Source organism: Moritella sp. 24 (assembly GCF_018219155.1).
In the GTDB taxonomy this organism is placed as follows: Bacteria; Pseudomonadota; Gammaproteobacteria; order Enterobacterales; family Moritellaceae; genus Moritella.
In genome coordinates this window covers 624,516-649,932 of sequence record NZ_CP056123.1, presented here as the reverse complement: position 1 = coordinate 649,932, position 25,417 = coordinate 624,516, and the positions used below count along the sequence as shown (strand labels likewise).

Annotated in this window: 29 protein-coding genes; 10 read left to right on the top strand and 19 right to left on the bottom strand. The window is 40.9% G+C overall.

The window, feature by feature from the left end; all coding sequences use genetic code 11:
- Position 1: 1 nt before the first annotated feature.
- Entirely contained in the window at positions 2-304 is a 303-nt protein-coding gene (locus HWV00_RS03025) for a c-type cytochrome (protein ID WP_255554883.1), read from the bottom strand.
- Positions 305-632: 328 nt separating this feature from the next.
- A complete protein-coding gene (locus tag HWV00_RS03020; RefSeq protein ID WP_211684641.1) occupies positions 633-896 on the bottom strand; it encodes a YihD family protein in 264 nt (87 codons plus the stop codon).
- A 259-nt stretch (positions 897-1,155) separates the two neighbouring features.
- On the opposite strand from HWV00_RS03020, the gene HWV00_RS03015 reads away from it, so the two are divergent.
- Positions 1,156-3,048, top strand: a complete 1,893-nt coding sequence (locus HWV00_RS03015) for a methyl-accepting chemotaxis protein (RefSeq protein WP_211684640.1) — start codon at positions 1,156-1,158, stop codon at positions 3,046-3,048.
- A gap of 139 nt (positions 3,049-3,187) precedes the next feature.
- Here HWV00_RS03015 and HWV00_RS03010 read toward each other — a convergent pair whose 3' ends face one another.
- The 12 genes from HWV00_RS03010 to HWV00_RS02955 form a co-directional block, all read right to left on the bottom strand.
- On the bottom strand, positions 3,188-4,072 hold the full coding sequence (locus HWV00_RS03010; protein WP_211684639.1) for an ABC transporter substrate-binding protein: 885 nt from the start codon (positions 4,070-4,072) through the stop codon (positions 3,188-3,190).
- A gap of 6 nt (positions 4,073-4,078) precedes the next feature.
- The gene (locus HWV00_RS03005; RefSeq protein WP_211684638.1) at positions 4,079-4,954 is read right to left on the bottom strand and encodes a metal ABC transporter permease; all 876 of its coding nucleotides are present in this window, start codon (positions 4,952-4,954) and stop codon (positions 4,079-4,081) included.
- Positions 4,954-5,694, bottom strand: a complete 741-nt coding sequence (locus tag HWV00_RS03000; RefSeq protein ID WP_211684637.1) for a metal ABC transporter ATP-binding protein — start codon at positions 5,692-5,694, stop codon at positions 4,954-4,956. Before HWV00_RS03000 ends, HWV00_RS03005 begins: the two co-directional genes overlap by 1 nt.
- Before the next feature lie 2 nt (positions 5,695-5,696).
- Positions 5,697-6,692 (bottom strand): metal ABC transporter solute-binding protein, Zn/Mn family, encoded by a 996-nt coding sequence (locus tag HWV00_RS02995; protein ID WP_255554882.1) that lies wholly within the window; start codon positions 6,690-6,692, stop codon positions 5,697-5,699.
- A 63-nt stretch (positions 6,693-6,755) separates the two neighbouring features.
- A complete protein-coding gene (locus HWV00_RS02990; RefSeq protein WP_211684635.1) occupies positions 6,756-7,373 on the bottom strand; it encodes a hypothetical protein in 618 nt (205 codons plus the stop codon).
- The gene (locus HWV00_RS02985) at positions 7,370-7,699 is read right to left on the bottom strand and encodes a hypothetical protein (RefSeq protein ID WP_211684634.1); all 330 of its coding nucleotides are present in this window, start codon (positions 7,697-7,699) and stop codon (positions 7,370-7,372) included. The genes HWV00_RS02990 and HWV00_RS02985 overlap by 4 nt, the downstream gene beginning before the upstream one ends.
- A 126-nt stretch (positions 7,700-7,825) precedes the next feature.
- Positions 7,826-8,692 carry a DUF4198 domain-containing protein gene (locus HWV00_RS02980; protein WP_211684633.1) on the bottom strand — a complete coding sequence of 289 codons (867 nt, stop codon included), beginning with the start codon at positions 8,690-8,692 and terminating at the stop codon, positions 7,826-7,828.
- 16 nt (positions 8,693-8,708) lie between these two features.
- Positions 8,709-9,278, bottom strand: a complete 570-nt coding sequence (locus tag HWV00_RS02975) for a DUF2271 domain-containing protein (protein WP_211684632.1) — start codon at positions 9,276-9,278, stop codon at positions 8,709-8,711.
- Positions 9,279-9,287: 9 nt separating this feature from the next.
- A complete protein-coding gene (locus HWV00_RS02970) occupies positions 9,288-9,911 on the bottom strand; it encodes a PepSY-associated TM helix domain-containing protein (protein ID WP_255554881.1) in 624 nt (207 codons plus the stop codon).
- 215 nt (positions 9,912-10,126) lie between these two features.
- Positions 10,127-10,387, bottom strand: coding sequence for a hypothetical protein (locus HWV00_RS02965; RefSeq protein WP_211684631.1), 261 nt, complete (start codon positions 10,385-10,387; stop codon positions 10,127-10,129).
- Between the two features lie 37 nt (positions 10,388-10,424).
- Entirely contained in the window at positions 10,425-10,814 is a 390-nt protein-coding gene (locus HWV00_RS02960; protein ID WP_211684630.1) for a Tfp pilus assembly protein FimT/FimU, read from the bottom strand.
- Positions 10,815-11,089: 275 nt separating this feature from the next.
- A complete protein-coding gene (locus HWV00_RS02955) occupies positions 11,090-12,484 on the bottom strand; it encodes a PhoH family protein (protein ID WP_211684629.1) in 1,395 nt (464 codons plus the stop codon).
- A 160-nt stretch (positions 12,485-12,644) separates the two neighbouring features.
- On the opposite strand from HWV00_RS02955, the gene HWV00_RS02950 reads away from it, so the two are divergent.
- Entirely contained in the window at positions 12,645-13,070 is a 426-nt protein-coding gene (locus HWV00_RS02950) for a tol-pal system YbgF family protein (RefSeq protein WP_211684628.1), read from the top strand.
- 83 nt (positions 13,071-13,153) lie between these two features.
- On the opposite strand, the gene HWV00_RS02945 is transcribed toward HWV00_RS02950, so the two are convergent.
- The 3 genes from HWV00_RS02945 to HWV00_RS02935 all read right to left on the bottom strand — a co-directional run bounded on the left by HWV00_RS02945 (position 13,154) and on the right by HWV00_RS02935 (position 15,551).
- Positions 13,154-14,044, bottom strand: coding sequence for a prenyltransferase (locus HWV00_RS02945; RefSeq protein ID WP_211684627.1), 891 nt, complete (start codon positions 14,042-14,044; stop codon positions 13,154-13,156).
- Positions 14,045-14,280: 236 nt separating this feature from the next.
- On the bottom strand, positions 14,281-14,631 hold the full coding sequence (locus HWV00_RS02940) for a RidA family protein (protein ID WP_211684626.1): 351 nt from the start codon (positions 14,629-14,631) through the stop codon (positions 14,281-14,283).
- A 116-nt stretch (positions 14,632-14,747) separates the two neighbouring features.
- Positions 14,748-15,551 (bottom strand): transporter substrate-binding domain-containing protein, encoded by an 804-nt coding sequence (locus HWV00_RS02935; RefSeq protein WP_211684625.1) that lies wholly within the window; start codon positions 15,549-15,551, stop codon positions 14,748-14,750.
- Between the two features lie 206 nt (positions 15,552-15,757).
- On the opposite strand from HWV00_RS02935, the gene rcsF reads away from it, so the two are divergent.
- Genes rcsF through HWV00_RS02920 form a run of 3 tightly spaced genes read left to right on the top strand, consistent with a single transcriptional unit; the run spans position 15,758 to position 17,527 of the window.
- Complete coding sequence (rcsF, locus tag HWV00_RS02930; protein ID WP_211684624.1) at positions 15,758-16,144, top strand: Rcs stress response system protein RcsF; 387 nt, start codon at positions 15,758-15,760, stop codon at positions 16,142-16,144.
- 2 nt (positions 16,145-16,146) lie between these two features.
- Positions 16,147-16,896: a tRNA (N6-threonylcarbamoyladenosine(37)-N6)-methyltransferase TrmO gene (tsaA, locus tag HWV00_RS02925; RefSeq protein ID WP_211684623.1), complete on the top strand. Its 750-nt coding sequence runs from the start codon at positions 16,147-16,149 to the stop codon at positions 16,894-16,896.
- Positions 16,889-17,527 carry a DapH/DapD/GlmU-related protein gene (locus HWV00_RS02920; protein WP_211684622.1) on the top strand — a complete coding sequence of 213 codons (639 nt, stop codon included), beginning with the start codon at positions 16,889-16,891 and terminating at the stop codon, positions 17,525-17,527. The genes tsaA and HWV00_RS02920 overlap by 8 nt, the downstream gene beginning before the upstream one ends.
- Positions 17,528-17,587: 60 nt before the next feature.
- Here the strand turns inward: HWV00_RS02920 and HWV00_RS02915 are convergent, their stop codons facing one another.
- Complete coding sequence (locus HWV00_RS02915; protein ID WP_211684621.1) at positions 17,588-18,202, bottom strand: hypothetical protein; 615 nt, start codon at positions 18,200-18,202, stop codon at positions 17,588-17,590.
- Positions 18,203-18,375: 173 nt separating this feature from the next.
- Between HWV00_RS02915 and HWV00_RS02910 the strand changes: the two genes are divergently transcribed.
- The 5 genes from HWV00_RS02910 to HWV00_RS02890 all read left to right on the top strand — a co-directional run bounded on the left by HWV00_RS02910 (position 18,376) and on the right by HWV00_RS02890 (position 23,240).
- On the top strand, positions 18,376-20,097 hold the full coding sequence (locus HWV00_RS02910) for a proline--tRNA ligase (protein WP_211684620.1): 1,722 nt from the start codon (positions 18,376-18,378) through the stop codon (positions 20,095-20,097).
- Between the two features lie 238 nt (positions 20,098-20,335).
- On the top strand, positions 20,336-20,878 hold the full coding sequence (locus tag HWV00_RS02905; protein WP_211684619.1) for a Tfp pilus assembly protein FimT/FimU: 543 nt from the start codon (positions 20,336-20,338) through the stop codon (positions 20,876-20,878).
- A 118-nt stretch (positions 20,879-20,996) separates the two neighbouring features.
- Complete coding sequence (locus HWV00_RS02900; protein WP_211684618.1) at positions 20,997-21,524, top strand: Tfp pilus assembly protein FimT/FimU; 528 nt, start codon at positions 20,997-20,999, stop codon at positions 21,522-21,524.
- Positions 21,525-21,538: 14 nt separating this feature from the next.
- The gene (locus tag HWV00_RS02895; RefSeq protein ID WP_211684617.1) at positions 21,539-21,934 is read left to right on the top strand and encodes a DUF3465 domain-containing protein; all 396 of its coding nucleotides are present in this window, start codon (positions 21,539-21,541) and stop codon (positions 21,932-21,934) included.
- 178 nt (positions 21,935-22,112) lie between these two features.
- The gene (locus HWV00_RS02890) at positions 22,113-23,240 is read left to right on the top strand and encodes a patatin-like phospholipase family protein (RefSeq protein ID WP_211684616.1); all 1,128 of its coding nucleotides are present in this window, start codon (positions 22,113-22,115) and stop codon (positions 23,238-23,240) included.
- A gap of 2 nt (positions 23,241-23,242) precedes the next feature.
- Here HWV00_RS02890 and HWV00_RS02885 read toward each other — a convergent pair whose 3' ends face one another.
- Positions 23,243-25,207 carry a cation:proton antiporter gene (locus HWV00_RS02885; protein WP_211684615.1) on the bottom strand — a complete coding sequence of 655 codons (1,965 nt, stop codon included), beginning with the start codon at positions 25,205-25,207 and terminating at the stop codon, positions 23,243-23,245.
- Positions 25,208-25,417 lie beyond the last annotated feature (210 nt).

Sequence of the window (25,417 nt, the reverse complement as noted above, 5' to 3'; positions counted from 1 at the left end):
CTTACTGTTCACTGAAGTATTTGGTGAGCTTATTGATGTCATCATCAGAAAGTAACTGTGCAACTTTGCTCATCGTTATATCTTGGCGTTCGCCATTTTTGAAAGCTGCCATCTGATTTCTCAAATAAACTAAGCTCTGGCCTCGCAGATCGGGAATTGACTGATAAGGATTAACACCGTTATCGCCATGACATGCCATACACATGTTTTGCAGTTTATCTAGATCTGCAGATGCCGCTGAAAATGACATAATGCACAGATAAAAACCCGTCAAAAAATATCGAGAGACTCGCTTGTTCATCATTTACAACCGCTATTAATTTCAAAAAAAAGGAGTCTATCAAGTGACTTTTTTTGCTGCAATACAGAGAAATACAGGAACACACAAAACAATTTAAACGTTTGATTTAAGTAGAGTAGTTTTTATGTATTTAATTGGTTTTTATTAACTTAATTGGTATAAATTAACCGATGAGGACGTTGATTCAAAATAACAGGGGATTGATGTAGATCAAACAAGGCGAGAAAATAATGACCAGAATATAAATCTACAATGAATATTCTAGTCCAGTACCACGGCATTAATTTCAGTTCATTCAGCAACGATAGTAATGTGAATATAACGATTTTTATTACATAAAACCACGTGCTTTAAGTAGTGCAGTTTTAAAATCATCTTCTTGGTCTTTAGCTAACCCAGGAATCATTGCATCTTTCGCACTATTGCGCATTTTAAGATGATAAATAAGGGCATCATCAGTCAATGTTTCTAGCTGACCTTCTAACTTCATTTCTTCAGCAAGTGTCACTAAGAATTGCAGTAAATCTACATCTGGAGTTTTCTGCCATTCAGGTTGTAATAATTCGATAAGTTCATTAATACGATGGTACTTCACGCCATAACCTCATTATAAATAAGGTTATTATACCTACTCGTAGGCATAAGTGTAAGACCATGATGCAGTAATAAACCATATCACTACAAAACAACTAAAAACAATATAATATTCAATGGAACAATATCACTTTATCTGTTTGAAAAGATTCACTTTAAATTATTATTTTTTCCTATACATTGCTCAAGTAAATGCTTGTTCTGCCGATAAAAAACGAATAAATATAACATTGCCAATATGTGTTTCAAGAGGTAACGAAGTGACGTTAAAAAATAAATTCGCATTAATTAATTCAATATTACTGATTATAGTTGTTATGGTTTTATCAACCTCAAGCTATATGAGTTTTAGAAAATCAAGTGTCCAAAATTTTGAATCTAAATTATATGAAAACTCAACACTAGTAGGTCGAGCATTAGATGAAAAAATAATGCGCTACTTTGATGTACTAAACTCAGTAGGTAATTTTTCACTTAACTTTGATGCTGAAGGTTACTTAATGGAACCAGATAAGATCGAACTTTCTCTTGCAAGACTACAGAAAACACTGGGTGTTGATCGTGTATTCATCGGCCTACAGTCAGGTGAAGCATTTATCGATACTGGCTATATCGCAGGTTTTAATGCCAGAACATTAAACCGTGATTGGTATAACCAAATATTTAGGCAAGGTCTGGACAACGTCATTACCGAAAATTATAAAAATACATCGAATCGTGATGTGATCGCACTTGCAGTGCCTATCATTAAAAATGGCTCAACAGTCGCGACAATTGCACTTGAATTACAAATCTCTGAAGTAACGCGTTTTATCGAAACATTATCAGAGAATAACAACATGTTTGTATTCCGTAATAATGGTTTTATCATTGCAGCGAGTGATGTTAATCATATTACTAAAAACATCTTTCAACTCCGCCCTGACTATAATGCATTTAAAACCCCTGAAAGCGCTGATATCCACTATACCGCACCAACGGGAATCGAATATTTTGCAGTAAGTAAAAAAATGCATGCGTTCCCTTGGACCGTCGTTAATTACGAAACGGTTGAAGTTGTTGAACAAGATAGCCAAGACACGCTTGGTTCAACCATTATCATCTCACTCGTTTCAATCATGATATTCTTATTATGTACCTATGCCATTGTAACCAAATTAGTATATGGACCTATTGGTGGTGAACCAGAAGAGATATCAAAATTAGTACAAAGAGTGTCGAATGGTGACTTAACAATGCGCACGACTACTACAGGTGGCGAAACTGGCATCTATTACAACGTGCTTATCATGATTAATAATCTAAGAAGTATGATTGAAGAAATCAATCAGACCACAAGTGAGTTAAATCAATCATCACAAACGCTATCATCATCTGCAACAACAATCAGTGATGGTTCTAAGCTGCAAACCGAACAGCTAGAGCAAACTGCAACAGCAATGAATGAAATGACAGTAACCGTTGATGAAGTGGCCCGTAATGCACTACAAGCATCTGATGCAGCGAATGATGCTAACGAGAGTTCTGCAACGGGTATTTCTGTTATAGAAGACATGAACGATAACATCCAAACACTCGTTTCTAACATCGGCAATGTAAGTGATGTCATCATGAACTTGGAAAAAGAAACGGAAAGCATCGGCAGTATTCTTGATGTGATCAGAGGCATTGCTGACCAAACCAACCTACTCGCACTTAACGCTGCCATTGAAGCGGCACGCGCTGGTGAACAGGGTCGTGGTTTTGCCGTGGTAGCTGATGAAGTACGTAGCCTAGCAAGTCGAACTCAACAAAGTACCGAAGAAATCCAAGTGATGATCGCTAAGCTACAATCAGAAGCGAAGAAATCTGTCGACTTAATGATTAATAATTCCAATGATGCCAAAGTAACATCAAGCAAAACATCGGAAGCACAAACAGCATTAAGCGCGATTTTAAACTCGGTATCGGTGATTCAAGACATGAATAATCAAATTGCGACAGCAGCTGAGGAACAAAACCATGTTGCCGCAGATATTAACCGCAGTGTAGTAGAGCTTAACGACTCAGCCAAGCAATCGCACACAGATTCTGAGCAAACAACCGTATTAGCGAGAGAACTCGGTGGTATGGCGAATAGACTTGACGGTATTGTTAGTCAATTCCGTTTATAAGTCTTTAATTTAACAATATATAAAGTAATAGATAAAATAATAGCTAAAACAAAACGCCCCGTATGATCGACTTAATTACAGTCTGATTATACGGGGCGTTTCTTTTCTAAAACCATATCAGTAACGAGATATTAAAACCCTAGAGCGTTAACTGCCAGCGTTGTAATGGCTTGTCAGCCTTAATCCCTCGGCCCCAACGGTCGATACTATCAATCGTTAAAATACGAGCTGGATTAGGCACTAATGCTTTAAGTTGCTTGCTCGCTCGTTTCGATGTCAGCACCCATAAACTATCATCTTCAGTTAACAGTTCAACAAACTGCTGTTTATCTTTTGCAGTCCATTCCAATTCAGGTTTGGTTAAACGTTCAACCACAAATAACTGGTTACCCGACGCAAAATCTTCTAACTCCGTTGATAACAACACAACAGAATCAATTTCATTATCTAACAACATAGCTTGTTGTTGATTAATCAAATGGCGTACCGACATCATCAAAGCTTGTTGATTACTGGCAATTGTAGCCGCTTCTTGTGGCCATACTTGTTGTAAATCCTGACTCACAATCGCAGTCATACGGGTTAAATTAGTTGGATTAAGCCAAGTATAAGGCGAGATACTACCATCCTCTAAACGCAGTGCTGCAACCCCTTGAGCACGAGGTGAAATAGCTTGTGACGCATCCACTTCAATCATGCGAATATTGCCTTTACGCGCATGGACAAATAATGGGTCTTGCGACCAAACAGCACCTAGGGTAATACTCACTTGTGCATCAACTGCCGCTTTTTCTGTTAATGCCGCCCCTTTCGAACTAAACCAGTTCGGTAAACGCGATAAACCGTAACGCTTTGGAGGCAAATACTGCGTGGTAATATCTGTACCTTTAGTTAACTCTGTCGCTAACATATAAGTTACGGGTGTCGCTGTAAGAATATCAGCGGCACTTACCTTTTGGCTAAAACCAAGCATTGATGTTAGCAACAATACAGCGGTGCTGACGGTTAATAATCGAGAAGTCATAATCAGTTATCCTTTGCGTACAATACGGTAGCAAGTTGCCGTTAAGAAGAAGCTGGTCGACACAATAATAATTGCGGCACCAGAAGGAATAGGCAGTTTTAATTCCATTGGTAAAACCGTACCGACTAAGCAGCTTATCGTGGCTAATAACGCAGACATAAGTACAAAGCTACCCATATTTTTTGTGAGTAAACGGGCTGTCGCACCGGGGATCAATAGCAATGCGCCCACTAATACCGCACCGACAATTTTCACCGACGCGATCGTCACTAGCGTGATCATCATGACAAAAAGATAATCATAAAAGTTAGTCGCGTAACCACGTACTTTGGCAATGTCAGGGCTGATACAGGTTAATAAAATACGGTTAAAGGTCGGTATCAAGACCAATAAAATAACCCCGCAAGTAACAGCTAAGATCAATAAGTCATAATCGGTGATCGTTAAGATCGATCCGAACAACACATTCTCTAACATATGAATGTTAATCTTACGGGCCACATACATGAGTAATGCTGCGCCGACTGCTAATGCAAAGGCAAGGAATACGCCAACTAAGGTATCGTAAGGCACGTTTGTACGATTACGAACAAAGTGCAGCAGTAAAGCGAAGATCATACAAAAACTGAATAAGCCAATAATCGGGTTTTCTGCTGGTTCGCCTAATAATACGCCTAAGGCAATACCCGTTAATGCCGCATGACCTACCGCTTCGGAAAAGAAAGCTAAACGCTTAGCAATCACTAACGTACCTAACCCACCAAGTAAGGGGCCAAGTAATAACGCTGCGACAACCGCATTCACCATAAACGAATAAGAGAAGCTCTCACTCAACCAACCAGCATCAACACCCAGTTGTGCCCAATGACGAATAGTATCCATTATTTAACTCCTTGAGCAGAATTAATGTCAGAGATATTACCGCCGGTATAATGATTGAATAAACGCTCGATCTTATCGTCTCTTAACACATCAGACACAGCGCCAGAATCAACTAACTGACGATTCACCACATGTACTTGACCATCTAAACGGCGCACAGCACTCACGTCATGATGCACAGCTAAGATGGTTTTATTTTCACGTACTAACTCGTGGATCAACGACTCAAGGTAACGAACACCTTGCTCATCCATGCCCGTTGTTGGTTCATCAAGTACGAGCAGATCTGGGTTATCTAATAATGACTGAGCGAATAGCACACGCTGCTGCTCACCACCTGATAACTGCCCCATACGACGGTCAGTACGATTTGCCATACCGACGCGATCGAGCTGTGCCAGTGCGTGATCTTGTTCTTTTTTACGCTTTCGCCAAAATAACGGATTACGGCTCTGATTTAGCAAAATAAAATCCATCACCGTAAACGGTAAACTCGACTCAAACGTGGCTTTCTGCGGTACATAACCGATATTGCCTTTATGCTTAGGCCATTGAATATCAATATTACCAGTGAAAGGAGTCAGCCCTAAAATAGAGCGCAACAATGAGGTTTTACCACCACCATTTGGCCCCATGATCACATGGCACTGACCCGCTTCTAGATAATGTGAAATGTCTTCTAAAATGACATTATCACCATATTTCAAACCAACATTTTGTAAACGTATTGCAGGACCCACGATTAACTTCCTTGCTTGATATTTGTAGCTGTATTAAGTGCAGCGTTAGTCGTTGATTCATCTGCGTCAGCAAGCGAGCGTTTAGCCGCAAACTTCATTGCTTCTACTAATGTTGTCAGGTTATTTTTCATTTCAACCGCTACTTTGCTTTCTTCATATGCACCATGTGTCATGTGTGAGAAACGGTAAAGTTGTACACCTGTTGCCGCTTCAATCGTTTCAACATAACGACTTGGCATATTTAATTCGTAGAACAACACATCAATCTTTGACGCGCGGATCTTCTCAATAGTTTCTTGTAACTGGCTCGCACTTGGTTCAACACCGTGAGCAGGTTCAATCACAGCCGCCACGTCTACACCAAACTCTTGCAAGATATAACCGTAAGCATTATGTGTTGTAGCCACCAGCATGCCCGAGGTATCTAAATCCCCTAACGTTAACATCGCTTGGCGTTTCATTTTACGGAATTCTGTTGCGTATTTACGGGCATTTTTACGATAAGTACGGGCATTGTCAGGGTCAATTTTCGATAACTCAGTGGCGATGGTATATACCTTCTGAATTGTCGTTGATAGGCCAACAAAGGTATGCGGGTTTACAGCGCCTTCACCAACAGATTGACCAATAGCAGGTAATAGCGGCACATCTTTATTGGCTTTTATCACAATAAGATCATCACGGTTTGCTGCTTTAATCACTTTTAAAGCAAAATCATCATGGCCAATCGCATTCACCACGATCACATCCATCTGTTTAAGACGGCGTAAATCATTCGGTTGTGGCTGGTAGTTATGCGGGTTAAAGCCTTCATCAACCAGCGGTAATACATCCGCCTTATCACCCACAACCGCTTTCACATAGCTGTAGTAAGGTTGCAGCGTAATACCAATAGTCAACTTATCCGCCGCTTGAACTTGCAAGCTCATTAACAATACAGCCGCAGTCGTGCATGCAGTGATTAGTTTTTTACACATGTGACTGATTACGTTATTCATTCTGCTTCTTTTCATCATTACAGTTTTCATTGTTACAACTCTCATTATCACTACCGTCGAGCCTTAATGGCTGTCGTTATCTGCGTGTTCTGTATTTTCTGACGACGCATCACCAGCAAATACCACTTGTTTCCAGCCCGCATTAATCAGCGCTGTCGTATCAAGTGATCCAGACTCATTTATAAGATCGTTTTCTACCACCGGGGTTGGTACCGGCATATCAAGTGCTAACCACACATCAGGTCGTGTGTCTTGGCTATTCAATAACACAGCAGCGCTACCCGTTGTTAATGCTGGTATACCTTGATATAGAGCCGGAGCAACTTTACGCCACGCATGCTTACCTTTACGTTCCCAGCTTTTATCAATGATAAATGGCGCTAACCACAACTCATCTAATTCAGCCATATCGGGCCAAACATCGACATTTTCTAGTTCAAGACTGTCTTGATGAATATTGCGGATCTCTTCGTGCGCTAAACGTAATTCAGCGATCATAGCCAGCTCAACCGAAGGTAAATCTTTAATTGATACTTGATGACTCGCCAGTTCTTGCTCGCTCGATGCGGTTTGGTGATAAGGTAAAAGTAGCGCGGCAGTAACAAGAATGGTGATGATGATTAACGCCACCCACTTACCTTCACGACCGCCATCATCTGGATGGACTGATTGACTGATCATTTTTCACTAATCTCAACAACGTCAACTTCAACTGGGTTTTCATGGCCCGCATCGAATACTAAATAAAAATCAGTATCCGGTTTGCTAAATTCAGCTATTGAGCGCTTATCTGTCATGCCTTTTGCAATTAAGTTATCGTCGTAGTCATACATGTTTACAGCGTAATCTACAGCGGTACTAGCATCACTGTAACCAGCTTCGCAAACTACGTTGTCAGACTCGAACCAGCAGGTCATTAATGGAAAATGAGCACGCGCGGTACCTGAGAATAAACCAGTGATTAATGAGAGCGCGAGTAGGGTCGGTTTGATTGCCATTTTTGTCATGAAAACCTCAATACGAAATAGACTCATACAAAATAGATAAGTCGTGAATAAATAGAGCGAAAAAGCCTGTAATCAGCTCAGGTCTCATTACAGGCTAGTAAGATAAGGAATTAACAATAGTCAGTACTACTGTAGTAACGCCTCAAACGTGAAGTGGACGTTTACACTTGCTTTGTCAGCCATTGGATCATTTTTCAACTCACCTTTGTAGTTGGCTTTCATCAAGTAACGGCCAGCCACATTTGGTGTGAATGTCACTTTACCGTCTTTATCACTTACAACATCAATTTGCTCTTGATGATTGCGGTATAACGTACCTTCACGGGTAATATCAGCAGTAACGCCCGCTTGTGGTTCGCCGTTAAAGAAGAACTGGAAGCTTACCTCTTCGCCTTCAACAATGTCTGACGGGTGTGTCAGTGGACGCATTTCTAGGTATTTACCTTCGATTTCTAATGCTTTTTCCGTTGGCATACCAACCGTTACATAACTTTCTGCACGGGTGTAGCTTAATTGCGTGCTAACGTCGCGTGATTTTTCAGGAATCAAATTTGCGCGTTCAGCTTTGTTCGCTTTTACACGTTTAATTGTGTCACGACGACCCGCTTTATACGCTGTGTAGTAAGACGGTACATTGTTGATAGCCACTTTATGCGTACCTTCTTCCTCAAAGTAGAAGTCAAAGATAGAACGACGCTTACCGCGGATCACAAAGTTAGGACGTTCTTTACGACCATCTGGCATTGTCACTTGTGCAAACTCGCTGCCCGCAGGTTTATCAAATACGAATGTTCCGTGTGATGCAGTTACGTCGAACGTTAACCAGTCACCACCTTCTTTCGATACAGTGAAGTGTGATGGTAATACCCAACGTGGATGTGCGTTTGCCGTTGTTGTTGCCGCTAATCCAGCGATAACCGTGCAGGCTAAACCTAATACTTTAAATTTGCTTATTTTTAAATTCTTTTCTTTAAAAGACTGAACTGTAGACATTATCTTTCTCGCTATATTATTTAATTAGGTAGTTGATGCGGATATCGCCAGTTTCTTCTGTCGGCGCAATGCTGTGACTAAATGGCTTATCGCCTAACGTCATTTTTTGGCGGATATAATTACGCCCACCATGTTCACGTACCACTTCAACATAAAATGTATAATTACCCGCTTCAACGCGGTTGCCATCATTATCTAAACCATCCCAAGTGAAACGATAATCACCTGCTGGTCGTGTTGCTGATGTCACGCCGTCAACTAAAGCGCGATCATAACGACCCACTTTTCGCCACCAGCTACGTAAGTCCTTTAGCCATTCATCTTTACCAACCCACAATTCGACAGTACGTACTGATTTACGCTTTGAGTTCTCGATCCATATCGCGACATAAGGGCGCGCATACATAGTGGTATCAATCTTCGGTAAACTAAATTCAACAGCCAGTTCAGCGTTCGCAGGGATCGGTGCCGCGCTTGCCGAAAAAGTCGGAATGAGCAGGCCGCTTAATAATGCAATAGATAATGCAATAGATAATGCAATAGATGGTGCAATGCACTGACTAAAACGTTTAAATAACAAAGTCATACTATATCCTTAAGGGACGGCTACGACAAAAATAGCCAAAGTAACGAGCGAACCAAACAAGGTCCATTTTAATGAGGTTGCAAAGGTTTTCTTTTTCGGCACCAATAAACACACACCGGTTAATACAAAGAACACCATCAACAGTGCCGTGATATCGATAAATAGCTTCCATACATCACCACTGTTACGTCCTTTATGCAGATCATTTAATACTGCGATAACACCGTAATCGGTTTTCTCAATCACCGCTTCAGTCGTAGTCATGTCGATAAATACAGCCACGTTGTAACCCGGACCTTTGTAGTCCATGGCGATCTCACCTTCGATTAATTCACCGTCTTCAACTTCAGTAAACACGTCTAATGCAGAAGGTTGACCAGAAAGTTTGGCGTGTTCGGTCAGGTAATTGACAATGCCTACTTTATCTACAGCAACATTGCCATTGGCGTCACTAAATAAGACTTGTGGTAAGGTCAGAATGGTTTCTTGAATATCAGGCTGGCTGCTAACAAATAGACTTGGACGGTTTAGCGTAATACCCGTGATTGAAAAAAATAGCACCACCAGCAACAGCGCCATCGAAATATAGATATGCAGACGACGTGCCCATAATTGCACTTGCTTGTTTTTCAAAAACGTTTTGTTTTTTGATTTTATTTTTTGGTGTTTCGATCTTGTAGGTGTCTGGGGAAAGGGTTGACTAAGAGAAGACATGATCGTAATAACACTGCTTGGTTTATGGGATTAAAGTACAAGCAATGTAATTGATAATGGTTTTCATTGGCATTGAATTTACATTATTTACGTTAAATCAATGCCTTCATCATTAAAGGCGCAATAAGACCTTATCATTCTTCATCATCGATAAATAGATCACTATCAATGATCTCACAATACGCCTTTACTTCGGCTTCGGTATGTTCAATTTTTGCAGCATCAGCAAGTTCCCATGAACGTTCACAGGTTTGGGTTCGCTCACACCATAAATACCCCGCAGCTGGCAAGCATCCATGTTCATCTCGATCGCCTCCGATGGGCTCTGGTTCAGAATGGCTACATGCCGTGATCGTCGCTAATAATAAGATGTATAAACTATTCCTAAAAAACATTGTATGCTCCTGCAATTATCTCTGTATTAATATTGGTTCACAGTGATGTTCCTTGCATAATAAATGTCATACTTTTAGCAGAATCTATATGCTTTATCGTACAGGTTACAGCCATACTACTAGCAATATCCATTGGCGTAACGCTGTAGCCAAGTGGTAATGACGAACCAGTTAACAAACTACCTGCATCATCACAATTATCAATAGTGACTACCTCATCTGTCGATAGTCCCGATCTAGAGATAAAACTAGCCGCATAATTTAAGGCGCTTGCGCTTTCAATACCCCGCGCAATATTAACGACACTGACATCTAATGCGGCATCAGCAAGATCAATAAATCGAGGAACAGCCATCGCACCCAATATAGAAGATATAACGACAACAGCACTTAATTCAACTAACGTAACGCCAGCTTGTTTCTTCATTTTTTAGACCATCCATGATCACGATTCCATTATTTTTTCTGCTGGTAAAGATAGACAGCAAAAGCTCACTGCCAATTACGATATTAAGGGACAAAATACGCTAACGACTAAGAGTAAGACCTACAAAACAACAAAGCATAACCATTGATATATAACTGGTTTTATACCTAGTAACTGTAGTTATACAATTTTTGTTTTGCATTCTAAAATTAAAAAAAATCACAAAAAAACGGGCTAAAAAGCCCGTTATCGGTATCATTAAATCTGATTATTAATTACATATTATGCTCAGCAAAAGAAGCTAAACGGCTACGTTGCACTCCTTTAAGGAACACATTCGCACTACCATCGAAATTTTTGAACCGCTCTACAACGTAAGTAAGGCCCGAAGTCACTGCGGTTAAGTAACTGCTATCAATTTGCGATAAGTTACCTGAACACACAATTTTAGTCCCTTCACCGCAACGTGTAATAATAGTCTTAAGCTGTGCAGCGGTGAGGTTTTGACATTCATCCAATAACACAAAGGCATTTTGAATAGACCGACCACGCATAAAGTTCACCGACTTAAATTGTAAGTTCGCTTTCTGCTTAATGTACTCGACAGAACCATCCTTACATTCATCGTATTTATGCAATACTTCCAGTGTATCTGTTACAGCCGCTAACCAAGGCAGCATTTTTTCTTCCTCTGTACCGGGTAAGAAACCAATACTTTCAGCAATTTCAGGGGTGTTACGTGTAACAATCACTTTGTCATACATCTTCCGCTCAACGACTTGTTCTAACGCCGCTGCCATGGCTAAAATGGTTTTACCACTCCCCGCTGGCCCAGTCAAAATGACCAAATCGATATGCGGATTCAATAACGCTTCCATCGCCATACCTTGGTAAATATTTTTAGGGTGGATACCCCAGGCTTTTTTCGACATCAAGCGTTCACGACCTAAATCAACAAAGCTAATTTCACCATTTTGATTACCGACGACCCGTGCAGCAAAGTGGTCAGTTTCATCAATCAGGTATTGGTTAACAAAACTGTCTTTCAGTAACTCTGTTTCGACCGTGTGAATGGTCTTTGAGCCCATCGTTTCACTTTTCATGCTTTCGCTGTGGCACTCTTTAATTTCCTGCCAAAAATCACCGCTAAATTTATGAAAACCTGTCGCCAGAAACTTAATATCGTCAATCAATTGATCTGAACGATAATCTTCAACACGATTAAGCCCTGCTCCTTTCGCTTTCAGTCGCATATTAATGTCTTTCGTCACTAATACCACTTCGCGATCTGACTTGTTTTGTAAGTACAGCGCTGCATTAATAATGCGATTATCAGGCTCATTATCGGTAAAGAAAGCATCTTGCTTCATTACGCTATGATCAGCAAAAATTGAAATTTTACCCAGCTTATTTTTACTTTCTACTTTTTGAAGGGGAACACCTTGGCTGATTTCATCAGGAGTTGCATTAGAAAAAATATCTTCTAACGCACGAATTGCGACACGTGCATCCCGACTGACATCCCTGCCTCTATCCTTAATATTATCGAGCTCTTCTAGAACTGTCATGGGGATCATGACATCGTGCTCTTGAAAGGTGAAGATAGACAAAGGAGCATGTAACAACACATTGGTATCGAGAATGAAAACTTTACTATTGGTACTTTCCATAGAAACACCTCATTAAGTTCGGTTAGCCATTAAAGCGTAACCGTCGACCTTGTTGATTTCATTTTTAGCCATTTTTTTACAATATCTGTGCTGCAATACGATATACTTACAAAATACATATCTCTGATGACCCTATCAGGCTTTTATTACGGAAATAAGAATGACAGCAACCAAGACAGCACTTGACCCTAAGCTATTTAAAAAAATCGAAATCATTTGTGAAAAAGGTGAAGAGCAGCTCGAAGCTGAAGACTATAAAACTGCGATCGAAACCTTTATGCAAGCTTATGATCTTGTTCCAGACCCGAAGATCCATTGGAACGTTTCAACATGGATCCTAACTGCACTAGGTGATGCTCACTTCATGCTAGGCGACTGGGCATCATTAGAAGAAGCAACAGGTTTTGCAATGTTATGCCCTGAAGGTGCCGTAAATCCTTACTTACACCTACGTTTAGGCCAAGCACACTTTGAACTAGGCAATATGGAACCAGCTAAAGAGCAATTAACAAAAGCGTTTGAAGCTGAAGGCGAAGAAATATTTGGTGATGATGATCCAAAATATATCGCTCTTGCAAAAAGCTAAATAAAACAATAATGCTACCACCGACTATAACAATTATAGTGGGTGGTTATTATTCTGACCAAGATATCAATACGACTCGATCACTAATCTAAAATTAATGTTAATCCTAATAGCGCTGGCGTCGCCACTGTCGCAATTAAGTTAGAACGTAAAAATTTAGGTTGTTGGGCGATATTCTTACCAAATTTAATCCCACCATATAACGCATAAAATGCTAACGGCATCGGTATTAGCGCAATCAGACTTAATACAGGCAGATAGCCAATGACCACATACAAGATAATCATTAACGTTGCTAATGTCGCAAATACGGCATAAACATAATTACTGACTTTGATCCCATAGGCCATTGAGAAATCACCATGACCACTCTCATCAGCAGACGCCTTCATGTCACCGTAATTATTTAACAACCAAAGATTATTTACCAAGAAAAATGGGATCATCGCAATCACCCAGACCAATTGCGTGTATTGCCCTACTAAGACATATTCTGTACCTAATGCAATTAATAACGCAAAACCAAATCCAGGTGCTAATAATGAATAAATAGGGTGCTTTTTAATAATGCTGCTGTAGCTCAACAGCACCATCAAACCTATAACGCCTATCGGTAAAATGCCTAAACCAAATTGAACCACTAAAAATAAACCACATGACAAACTCACGATAAGCGCAACAAGTCCGGCTAGGAATGCAGAGTTCACCTGATCTCTCGCTCGAGGATGACCATGATGCTTTTTACTGTTTAGTTTAAATGCCCAGGTATGTTTTAAATCTGAATATTCGTGAAATGTACAAAGACTGAAGTGACCAATAAATGCAGCAACACAGGCTGCAATTAATAAATAACCATTTACATCACCATGATTTGCTATCACAGCGCTAAATCCTAAAAAAATACAAACAACCGTTAACAGTAAATACGATAAATTTATCGTTCGTAATACTGCTTTAAACCTGAATGCCAACATAATTACACCCTCAAATTACTCACTTAGGGTTATTTTAGCGTAACTAAAAGCAGCTGAATTTGATCTAAATCTAAAGATGCTCCGGATTTAAATTTAGTTGTAAGGAAGACGTCTCGATAACAGTTTATAAAGAAAAGTGTTATCTGGCAGGATAAGAAATAAATAGATAGGGATAAAAGAGCAGTTAATACTAAAAATAATCAACATATCGCTGCCCTTAATATTCGCGTTAGCGTTTATACAATCTCAGCAGCAACCACTGAAATTTCAACTAATAACGCTTCACGCGCCATGCTTGCTTGCACACATGCACGTGCTGGTGCATGACCTGCAGGTACCCATGCATCCCAAACTGCATTCATTACAGCAAAGTCTGCCATGTCTTTAATATAAAGCGTTGCCGATAACATGTGCTCTTTATCACTGCCAGCTTGTGCCAATAGATCCGTCACTTTTGCTAGCATCGTTTCTGTTTGCTCTTTGATACCTTGTGTTGCATCTGCACATACTTGGCCACATAAGTAGATAGTGCCATTATGTTTAACAATACGGCTCATTCTTGGTTTAGTTTCCATACGTTCAATCATGCTAAATTCTCTTCGTTAAATAGTTTAGGTAAACACCCAGCCTGTGGGCTAATCGGTTAGTTTACCTTGTCTTACCGATAAATGAAGAGTTAAGGGGATGATGAACAGCCTAAACTTTAGTAGTTATGCTCCAAACTCCATTTACGTAAAATTTTGTTTTCGTATTTAGGCTCTATTTGCATAATCGCCTTGTCTAATATTTTACGTAACATGGCTTGGTCTTTACGTACGCCAAAACGATAACGATTTACATATTTAGTGCGTCCAGAAACGGTCAAGTTCTTTAATCCGAGCTTGGCTATTTTGTAACGTAATACAAATAATGACTCTATTGTAGCGACGATCTCACCATTGGAAGTTTTTCTTAGTGCATCATCCGTGCTGTCGACTCGACTGACGATCACTCTTGGGTAGTTATTACGTAAATATTCTTCATAAACATACCCTTCTACAACGGCGACTGTTTTGCCTCTCAATGATTTTAAATTACGGATACCGTGTACATTTTTTTTCGTTGCCAGTGCCGCTTCAGCTTCAACATAAGGTGCTGTAAATATCAGCCACTGTGAACGTCTTGGGGTTTGGTTAAGAAAAGACAATACGTCACACCCTCCATTACGGGTGACATCTAAGCTTTGTTGCCATGTCTCTGTTTCTCTTACTTTAAACTCAACATCTAACATCTGAGAAAACACCGCTATATAATCCGCTGCAATACCTATGTAACCACGCTTAGGATCCCACGCTTCATAAGGCATCCAATTAGGATCGATACATAGTTTTATCGGGGCTCGCGCAGAAAGATAAGTCCGCTCTTCTGCAGTAAGACGGATTTTATCAATACCTGCATGGGCAGATAGACCAATACTGGCTAAACTTAGTGAACATAATACAGCGATAATACAGCTCGTTTTTGTCATCGTCTTGCTTACCTCATATTGCGTTTATCCAATATAAGTTAAGACTATAAATCTCTAGCTATCTAGTAAAACATCACAATTATTCATCTGTAATGCTTATATCTTGCCTCATAGAAGTAACTAACAACAAAATCAGCCCAAAAATAAATGTCTTTAAGTCAGTGATAGAATTATAATTAAAGCAAATATCATTCGATCAAAATGCCATGAAATATTTAATATTACTGACCATACTACTGAGCGGTTGCAGTAAATATCCGCTACAAACAAATCTAGATAAAGATAACTTTACCAACTATTTCTCTGTTTCAAGTGTTGAATATTATACCCCAAGTGAGCTGCAAAACTATCAGGTAGAAAAACTGGGATTAGTAGAAGGCGAGAGCTGCCAAGATGCTGCCAACCTACCACCAGCAGAAGAAAAACAAGCACAAATTGCCGCAAAACGTAAAGCAGCGGCGCTCAATGCAAATGGCATTATTATTCGTTCGTGCATTGCACCACCTGCATCAAAAGCCTGCATCAGCAGCTACATTTGTTATGGCGATGCAATCACTGTAATACCTTTAATCAACCGTGATGACAGTAACTAACCATGAGTATACAGCTAGAAACCGTTGGTATTATTCATACCCCTTATAAAGAAAAATTTGCGGTTCCCCGTCAACCAGGCTTAGTGTCGGCAGCAAAAGCACAATTGATTCTTAGCCCACCATTTGATGAAGCTGACGCATTACGTGGACTGGAACAATTTAGTCACGTTTGGCTTATTTTTGCGTTTCATGAAACCATGGACAAAGGTTGGAATCCAACGGTACGCCCACCACGTTTGGGCGGTAACGAACGCTTAGGTGTCTTTGCAACACGTTCCACTTTTCGCCCTAACCCATTAGGTTTATCAGTCGCGAAACTTGATGGCATCACGATTAAAAACAATCAGTGTATCTTAAATTTGTCCGGCATTGACTTAGTCGACGGCACACCGATTTTAGATATCAAACCTTACGTGCCTTATGCCGACAGTTTACCTGATGCGCAAGCCGGTTATGCCAGTGATGTACCGATTGCCGATATGCCAGTATTATTTTCCGATGAAGCAGTCACCCAAATTACAGCACAGCATAGGAAACACCCAGAATTACGAGATTTTATTGCACAGGTATTAGCGCAAGATCCACGTCCTGCTTATAAAAAGAATAAAACCACTCGTCAGGAGTACGGGGTTAAGTTATACGATTTTAACGTACGCTGGGTAGTCGAAAGTGATATCACCACAGTCGTTTCTGTCATTAGAACCGCAGATGAAGTAACGACAGTAACGGAATCGGAAAGCAACAATGATTGATTATATCGCTCAGCATAAACGTCGATTAGCTTGGATGCCGGGTTTATATTACAAGTTAAAACCCAAAGCATTAAGCTGGGCAAGACCTTGGCAAGCAGAGTTACAGTCTTATTTAATGGCAGTGGAAACGGTCGAGTTTGGTGACAACTGTTTCATTGCCCCTGATTGCCACATCTTTGCTGAACCAGGACGTAAAATCACCACTGGCGATAACTGTTTTTTTGCTTCAGCAAGTTTTATTCATGGTCCGATGACTCTCGGAAACAACGTGGCAATTAACCATAGTTGCTCTTTCGATGGTGGGAAAAACGGCATTAGCATTGGCGATGATACCCGCATCGCCAACAATTGCCGTATCCACGCATCCAATCACGGTATGCATCCTGACCAAGTTATCTGGCAACAAGCATCGACCTCACAAGGAGTGACGATAGGTAAAGATGTATGGATTGGCGCGAATGTCGGGATCGTCGATGGCGTCACGATTGCGGATAATGCAGTGATAGGCATGCAGAGTGTGGTGACGAAAGATGTGCCTCAGTGGGCGATAATGGCTGGTAATCCCGCGCGTCAAATCGGTGATAGACGGGATAAAAAAGACAGTCTGCTAAAACAAACTCAAGCCGAATAACTCATCATAGAAAGAAGAAAATCGGCCTGAATGCTATTCATTTAATATACGTATTCAGGTCTATAAGAAGAATAAGCGCCATAGCCAGTTAGAATCTAAATCCTCTTTACAGGTACGATATTGACCTGCATAGCGTAACGAACGTTGATCAACTTTTTTAGCGACTTTCTTCAACCAAGGTTTCTTGTTATAGCTTTTATTCTTATAACCGCCCCACCCTTCGTGGTAATTCAAGTATTGCTGTTCGGCACTCCACTTCGATACGCCATTGATTTTTTGAGTTTTATTCATAAACCAACCCATGAAATCCATGGCGTCATGGAAATTAGAACGACTTGACCAGCTATTACCTGTTTCCCTCACGTAATCATCCCAGGTCATGGTTTTTGCTTGTGCATAACCATAAGCAGAACTCGCGCGACCCGTTGGAATGATCCACCAATACTGCATCGGCGGCTGTGCATTATGTTTAAATGAACTCTCTTGATACATCATTGCCATTGGCACATGTACAGGCACACCCCATTTTTCGTTGCTGTCCATGGCGGCTTCATACCAATCGTATTTTTCAATAAAGATATCGCAAATATTTTCCGGATTACTCGGTTGTGAAGCACAACCAAACAATACGCTGCTAACCATTATAAGTGCAGCTAATCTCAGTATTTTTTTCATTTTAAATAGCACAAATCCAATTTTGGCAGCCAGTATATGACCTCCGAGAAACGAATAAAAGGACAGCAGTCAAAAATAAATAAAACTAATCACTAACTTTTACTGTTTACTCTGGCTGTGCCCTGTTAAAATCGCTCCCTTATATCGATTTTATTAGTAAATAAAGGAACGTTATGCGCAGCAGCAATTACTTGCTTTCAACTTTGAAAGAAACTCCAAATGACGCAGAAGTAATTAGCCACCAGCTAATGCTTCGTGCAGGTATGGTTCGTCGTCTTGCATCAGGTCTATACACTTGGTTACCGACAGGCTTACGAGTTTTACGCAAAGTAGAAAACATCGTACGTGAAGAGATGGACAAAGCAGGTGCTGTTGAAACTCTAATGCCAATGGTTCAACCAGCAGATTTATGGCAAGAAACAGGCCGTATCGATAAGTTTGGTCCTGAACTGTTACGCATTAACGATCGCCACAACCGTCCTTTTGTTTTAGGTCCAACGCACGAAGAAGTAATCACTGACATCGCGCGTAAAGAAATCAACAGCTACAAACAACTGCCGTTGACGCTTTACCAGATCCAAACTAAATTCCGTGATGAAGTTCGTCCTCGTTTCGGTGTGATGCGTTCGCGTGAATTCCTGATGAAAGATGCTTACTCTTTCCATTTATCAGATGAATGCCTAAACGAAACGTACAAAAAAATGCACACAGCATATTGCAACATCTTCGAACGTATTGGCCTAGAGTACCGTCCAGTACTTGCTGATACTGGTTCAATTGGTGGTGCAGTGTCTCACGAATTCCACGTACTTGCAGAAAGCGGCGAAGACGATATAGTATTCTCTGACGGCAGCGATTACGCAGCAAACATCGAAAAAGCAGAAGCACTAGCACCTGCTGGCGAACGTCCTGCAGCAACGCAAGCATTAACAGTTGTTGATACGCCAGATGCACACAGCATCGAAGACGTTTGTAAATTCTTAAGCGTTGACGCTACACAAACAGTGAAAACACTGCTTGTTGCTGCTGAAGCTGAAGAAGGCGAAGCACAAGGCGTTATCGCTCTTGTACTACGCGGTGATCACGAGCTAAACGAAGTGAAAGCAGAGAAAATTGCAGGCGTTGCAGCACCGTTAACATTTGCTAACGAAGCACAAATCCAAGCAGCAGCAAACTGCGATGCGGGTTCTATCGGTCCTAAAGGTCTGAACTGCCCTGTTGTTGTTGATCGCAGCGCGGCACACCTAGCAGACTTTGTTTGTGGTGCTAACGTTAATGGTCAGCACATGACTGGCGCTAACTGGGATCGTGATATTGCAGAATACACAGTTGCAGATATCCGTAACGTTGTTGAAGGTGAAGCTAGCCCATGTGGTAAAGGTACACTTTCTATTAAACGTGGTATAGAAGTAGGTCATATCTTCCAACTTGGTACTCAATACGCAGAATCTATGGGTGCTGGCGTACTGAATATGCAAGGTAAGCAACAAACGATGACAATGGGTTGTTATGGTGTTGGTGTTTCTCGTATCGTTGCTTCTGCAATCGAACAGAACCACGATGAAAACGGTATTATCTGGAACGAGTCAATCGCACCATACAAAGTATCTATCATCCCAATGAACATGCATAAATCAGCAGAAGTTAAAGAAGCAGCAGAGAAAATCTACGCTGACCTTCAAGCAGCTGGTATCGAAGTATTGTTTGATGATCGTAAAGAACGTCCAGGTGTTATGTTCGCAGATTCTGAACTTATCGGTATCCCACACAACATCATCATCGGTGATCGTAGCCTTAAAAATGGTCTAGTTGACCACAAACTACGTACAACTGGTGATAAGACTGAGATCGCACTGACAGACATCGTTGAACACGTTAAAAGCCTACTAGCATAAGCTAATACGCGATTAACTGACTCAATATGTGAAGTCAGATAGTGAATATTAAAAGCCAAGCAGATGCTTGGCTTTTTTGTGCCAGTAAAACGTCGAATACCATTCCAAATAAATACACAGTCAAGCTTTTACCGCGACTTATGCCGGAACCGGACTAAACTCGCACTTTACATTCCGCATTAATTTACCACCTTAATTTGGGTTGTTAACATCTTCATTCGACAATAAGGCGGATGTGATGAACAAGCAGCAAGGATTTACATTAATCGAACTAACCATAGTAACTATCATACTCGGTATACTTGCTGTATCTGCAATACCAAAATTCACTAATTTATCATCTGATGCTCGCCTCGCTACACTGAAAGGCATGGAAGGCGCACTACGCAGTGGCGTAAACTTAATTCACGCTAAGGCAGTCATCACTCATCAAGATGTTAACCCTATAAAAAATAAGTTCATTGTCGCTAATATAGACGGTATTAAAATGACATTACACAGTGGCTACCCCGATGGAAATTGGATTAACGGTGTTCGCTACGCCATTAGCTTAGATGACGTTGATTTCTTAAGCTCTCCGAATCTTATATGCGATGCTGACTGGTGCGGCAGAGGTGATCAAAAACGATTGCCCAGTACTGGTGAGGTCATCATCCACGGACAGATAGCAAAGGTTTATCCACGAGGTTATAGCTGGAATAACCAATGTGGTGTTTACTATATTAATCGTTACGACGGTTCTAAACCTGAAATTGGCTTAGAAACAAAGCATTGTAAATAAGCTAAATAGATCATGACGCCAAGTTTTCGCTTGGTTATTTACTATCTCGCTGATAGCTAATTTACAGTATTACGTTGTGCTGTTAATATTCAAGTATTACATAGCAATGGCGAATACGATGAATAAACAGCAAGGTTTTACATTAATCGAATTAGTAATCGTGATTATCGTCTTAGGTATACTCGCTGCCGTTGCAATACCAAAATTTATCAACTTATCGTCCGATGCTCGTATTGCCTCTCTAAAAGGAATGGAAGCAGCAATGCGCAGCGGAGCCAATCTAATCCACTCTAAAGCAGTGATTAATAATCAAGATGTGGGTTTGATCATGACCGATATTGGCGGTGCTAAAATACAGTTACACAGTGGTTACCCTGTCGGTAATTGGATGAATGGTATTCGTTACATTGTTAACTTAGATACTGTCGAATTTTCCAAGAACAACGCAATATGCACAACGGATTGGTGCGGTATGGGTAATGCGAGGACGATACCGAGTGGTATTATCAGCACGACGCTTCCCGGCCGTATCGGTAAAGTATTCCCTCGCGGTTATCGCTGGAGTGATCAATGTGGCGTTTATTACGTTAATCACGAAGATGGCTCTAAAGCTGAGATTGGCTTAGAAACTCAAGATTGCGAGTAATAGAGGAAAGCATAATGAAACGGACTTTTACTCACTTCTTCATATTGTTAAGTTTATTATCTTGCTCCGTATGGGCCAATGATAGCGTCTTGAAACATGCCTATGACGCTCGCCAAAGTGATATTCAAGTTCAAGGGTCGGGTAAGGTAACGCGTATACTTGCCGATGATAATAAAGGCTCCCGCCATCAGAAATTTCTGTTACGTTTGAACAACCGCCAAACTATCTTAGTTGCGCATAATATTGATTTAGCACCACGTATTAATGATTTAAACGTCGGTGACACAGTGCAATTCTATGGTGAATATGAATGGAATAGCAAAGGTGGCGTTATCCATTGGACCCATAAAGATCCACGTAATAATCATCAACACGGTTGGTTGAAACATCGTGGTCGGATTTATAACTGATAGACTTCAGTTTCCATGACGCGAATTATCAAAGCCAAGCACTTGCTGGCTTTTTGCCCTCAAACGCCCCCTCAATACCACACGATTAACTTGGCGAAGCCGCCAGTCTTTAACAATAATTAATAAAGGACATTTCATCTTTGATTAAATAGGATTTTACCTATGAGTTTAAACGGTAATGGCAGGGACTAAACAAGGATTGTTACTCACAGGCGGTGGCGCGAGGGCTGCGTATCAAGTCGGTGCGTTGAAAGCCATTGCGGAATTCTATCCCCGTAATCACGGTTCACCTTTTAAAATCATCACGGGAACATCCGCAGGAGCAATCAATAGTTGTGCAATAGCTTGCTATGCCAGTTGTTTTCGCTTAGGGGTAAAAAAACTCGAATATATCTGGAATAACTTTCACGCTAATCACGTATTCCAGTGTAGTTTTAATGAGATATCCCGACATCTGCTACTGACTTTTTTATCCAAATTTCAATCACCGCACATGGTACGACAGCCAGTATCTCTATTTAACAATAAACCTTTGCACCAATTATTAGATCGGTATTTAGATATGCGCCGTATCGACCTTAACATTCAACGCCAACACCTCGATGCGATTTCGATCACTGCATCGGATTATAACAGCGGTGATTCAGTTAGTTTTTTTGAAGGTAATCAACATCTGCAAGAATGGCAGCGTGCTCGTCGTTGCGGTCGTCGAACACGCTTAAATACCCTACACCTATTAGCCTCAGCCGCAATACCGCTGGTATTCCCTTGTGCTCAAATAGGTCAGGATTTTTATGGTGACGGTTCAGTACATCAATTATCGCCATTGAGTCCCGCTATTCACCTTGGGGCCGAAAAACTACTCGTGATAGGCGCAGAACAACCCCCACAACAGCTGAAACCGGGAGCGTTACGCCAAACCCCATCCGGAGCGGATATTGCTGGCCATCTGCTTGATACTATTTTTACTGATACCCTAAATTCGGATATCGAACGACTAAACCGCGTCAATGAAACCCTCGCACTGACTCCAGAAACACAGCGACCCGCTTCAAGCATGAAGTATATCGAGTTATTCCGCCTCGCTAATGAACATGATATTAATGCCATTGCCGATGAGTGTTTCTACGAATTACCGATCACTATCCGCTGTCTATTACACGCTATTGGTGTAAATCAACACAGCCAGTCTTCAATCACTTCATACTTAATGTTTGAACAAAACTGTACTCGACGATTAATTAATTTAGGCTATCAGGATGTGCTCAAACAAGAACAAGCATTAAGACAATTTTTAAATATATAACACTAGCCAGCCCAACCGCCTAACAAACAATGCTCTGCACGTTTCACATAACGTGATGGCCCACAGATAAGTACCACATCTCCAATTTCAAAAATAAAATCCTGATGTACTTGAGTGAGCTCTATGCCTTGCCGACGTACCGCACGATAACTGACTTCTTTTAATTTTATCTCTACAACTGATTTACCAATGGCATAAGCACCAAACTCAAGTCGAATAGCGTGTAATCGTTCGAGTACTTCGCTTTCTTCAAAAGACACATTACTTTCACCACCAAAATAAAAGCCGTGTAAATGGTTATAGTGGCCCTGACGTTCATGCTGCAAGCGCTTTAAAATCCGTTTAATCGGTACACCTGATATCGCTAATACATGAGAGACCATCATCAAACTGCCTTCTAGTGATTCAGGCACGACATCACTTGCTCCTGCATTATGCAATTTTTGCATATTGCTATCATCAGTAGTCCGAACCAATACTTTAGCGTCAGTTAAGGGTTTAACAATCTTTAACAGTTCGATAGCTTTTTCGGTATCTTTAAAGGTAATAATAATTGATTTAGCTTTCTCGGCACCCAGCATCATCTGAATTTCACGACGGCTGGCATCACCAAATTCAATTTTTTCCCCACCATTCAAGGCTTCCTGCACTCGAACAGGGTCACGGTCGATAACAATATAAGGAATGCCTTCAATTTTTAAGAATCTCGCGATAGTTTGTCCGCCCCGACCGTAACCACACACAATAACATGATCAATGTGTTGCCCCGGTAGAGGGGGTAATAATCCACTTTTTCGTCGAGGCTTCGTCTTGAATAATAATCGCCTAACAATATCTTGATGACATTCGATTAGCCAAGGAGTCATCGCCATGCTTATCACACCCACACCAACCAACGTCGAGATGAGCTCTGCGGGCAATAACTCAAGCTTGCCGGCTAACGCTAATAATACAAACCCAAATTCCCCCATTTGCGCGAGAACTAAACCAGTACTCAAAGCATTGCTGTTACTCTCGCCTAAAAGCTTAGCGAGAATAAAGACTAAGGTGATTTTACTCAGCATCATCACTGTCAATATAATGAGTAAACGTGGCCAATCCACCAATAGGTCTGCCACATTGAGCAACATACCGATAGTGATAAAGAAAAGTCCCATCAATACATCACGGAAAGGGCGAATATCCGCTTCAAGTTGATGGCGATAAGGCCCCTCACCTAACATCATTCCGGCTAAAAATGCGCCCAAGGCCATCGATAATCCTAACCAATGAGTCATCAACCCTGCAATCAAGGCCACGAGTAATGTCGACATCACAAACAATTCATCAGAGCGGGTTAATGCGATCTCTTTAAATACTGTCGGCAATATCCAACGGCCTACCGATAAGATCAGAAACACAGCGAGTAAGCCTTTAACCAGCGCCCAGCCCATTTGCTCTGCAATAAACACAACGTCGCCATTTTGCTGAGCCAATAAAGGGATCATGATCAAGAAAGGAACAACGGCAATGTCTTGGAATAACAACACACTGATCGACAGCTTAGACATGCGTGTATTAAGTAGTTTTGATTCAGCCAGTTGCTTAATCACAATAGCGGTAGAGGACATTAACATCGCGGAAGCGACAACAAATGCTTGCGGCCAATAGAGCGACGAAAAAAGCCCGAGCAACATAAATAACACGCCAACACAGAGAACTTGCCCACCACCTAACCCCAATACCAAATGGCGCATCGACAATAACCGCGGTAAAGAAAACTCTAACCCCAGCGAAAACATGAGGAAAACAACGCCCAACTCGGCAAATAGCTCAATATCAGCTTGCTCGACAATTAATTGAAAACCATAAGGCCCAGCAATAACCCCCGTAGCAAGATAAGCCAAAATAGGTGGTAGATGAATACGTTGGAATAACGCCACAAGTCCAACCGCAAGGGAAAGCAATAAGATGATATCAATAAACAAAATATTACCTCCGACGTGATCTGGTGAGCGGCGTAAATAAAGTAACTAAGATAATAAAAAACAATGCTTCTAAAGAATACGTACTAGCGCACAATTTAACAAGTTGTCACCTTTATGTTCGGTATTGAACACACAGGGTTAATTAACCATAAAGCTTTTTAAATATGGTACGAAACGTGCATAAATTAATACTACACTGAACTATGTAAT

What these genes read in the sequence shown, in the direction of transcription:
- HWV00_RS03025 (WP_255554883.1), bottom strand. Translation starts at nt 304, where the DNA reads ATGATGAACAAGCGAGTCTCTCGATATTTTTTGACGGGTTTTTATCTG.
- HWV00_RS03010 (WP_211684639.1), bottom strand. Translation starts at nt 4,072, where the DNA reads ATGACTTCTCGATTATTAACCGTCAGCACCGCTGTATTGTTGCTAACA.
- HWV00_RS03005 (WP_211684638.1), bottom strand. Translation starts at nt 4,954, where the DNA reads ATGGATACTATTCGTCATTGGGCACAACTGGGTGTTGATGCTGGTTGG.
- HWV00_RS02995 (WP_255554882.1), bottom strand. Translation starts at nt 6,692, where the DNA reads ATGAATAACGTAATCAGTCACATGTGTAAAAAACTAATCACTGCATGC.
- HWV00_RS02990 (WP_211684635.1), bottom strand. Translation starts at nt 7,373, where the DNA reads ATGATCAGTCAATCAGTCCATCCAGATGATGGCGGTCGTGAAGGTAAG.
- HWV00_RS02985 (WP_211684634.1), bottom strand. Translation starts at nt 7,699, where the DNA reads ATGACAAAAATGGCAATCAAACCGACCCTACTCGCGCTCTCATTAATC.
- HWV00_RS02980 (WP_211684633.1), bottom strand. Translation starts at nt 8,692, where the DNA reads ATGTCTACAGTTCAGTCTTTTAAAGAAAAGAATTTAAAAATAAGCAAA.
- HWV00_RS02975 (WP_211684632.1), bottom strand. Translation starts at nt 9,278, where the DNA reads ATGACTTTGTTATTTAAACGTTTTAGTCAGTGCATTGCACCATCTATT.
- HWV00_RS02965 (WP_211684631.1), bottom strand. Translation starts at nt 10,387, where the DNA reads ATGTTTTTTAGGAATAGTTTATACATCTTATTATTAGCGACGATCACG.
- HWV00_RS02960 (WP_211684630.1), bottom strand. Translation starts at nt 10,814, where the DNA reads ATGAAGAAACAAGCTGGCGTTACGTTAGTTGAATTAAGTGCTGTTGTC.
- HWV00_RS02955 (WP_211684629.1), bottom strand. Translation starts at nt 12,484, where the DNA reads ATGGAAAGTACCAATAGTAAAGTTTTCATTCTCGATACCAATGTGTTG.
- HWV00_RS02950 (WP_211684628.1), top strand. Translation starts at nt 12,645, where the DNA reads ATGACAGCAACCAAGACAGCACTTGACCCTAAGCTATTTAAAAAAATC.
- HWV00_RS02945 (WP_211684627.1), bottom strand. Translation starts at nt 14,044, where the DNA reads ATGTTGGCATTCAGGTTTAAAGCAGTATTACGAACGATAAATTTATCG.
- HWV00_RS02940 (WP_211684626.1), bottom strand. Translation starts at nt 14,631, where the DNA reads ATGATTGAACGTATGGAAACTAAACCAAGAATGAGCCGTATTGTTAAA.
- HWV00_RS02935 (WP_211684625.1), bottom strand. Translation starts at nt 15,551, where the DNA reads ATGACAAAAACGAGCTGTATTATCGCTGTATTATGTTCACTAAGTTTA.
- rcsF (WP_211684624.1), top strand. Translation starts at nt 15,758, where the DNA reads ATGAAATATTTAATATTACTGACCATACTACTGAGCGGTTGCAGTAAA.
- tsaA (WP_211684623.1), top strand. Translation starts at nt 16,147, where the DNA reads ATGAGTATACAGCTAGAAACCGTTGGTATTATTCATACCCCTTATAAA.
- HWV00_RS02920 (WP_211684622.1), top strand. Translation starts at nt 16,889, where the DNA reads ATGATTGATTATATCGCTCAGCATAAACGTCGATTAGCTTGGATGCCG.
- HWV00_RS02915 (WP_211684621.1), bottom strand. Translation starts at nt 18,202, where the DNA reads ATGAAAAAAATACTGAGATTAGCTGCACTTATAATGGTTAGCAGCGTA.
- HWV00_RS02910 (WP_211684620.1), top strand. Translation starts at nt 18,376, where the DNA reads ATGCGCAGCAGCAATTACTTGCTTTCAACTTTGAAAGAAACTCCAAAT.
- HWV00_RS02905 (WP_211684619.1), top strand. Translation starts at nt 20,336, where the DNA reads ATGAACAAGCAGCAAGGATTTACATTAATCGAACTAACCATAGTAACT.
- HWV00_RS02900 (WP_211684618.1), top strand. Translation starts at nt 20,997, where the DNA reads ATGAATAAACAGCAAGGTTTTACATTAATCGAATTAGTAATCGTGATT.
- HWV00_RS02895 (WP_211684617.1), top strand. Translation starts at nt 21,539, where the DNA reads ATGAAACGGACTTTTACTCACTTCTTCATATTGTTAAGTTTATTATCT.
- HWV00_RS02890 (WP_211684616.1), top strand. Translation starts at nt 22,113, where the DNA reads ATGGCAGGGACTAAACAAGGATTGTTACTCACAGGCGGTGGCGCGAGG.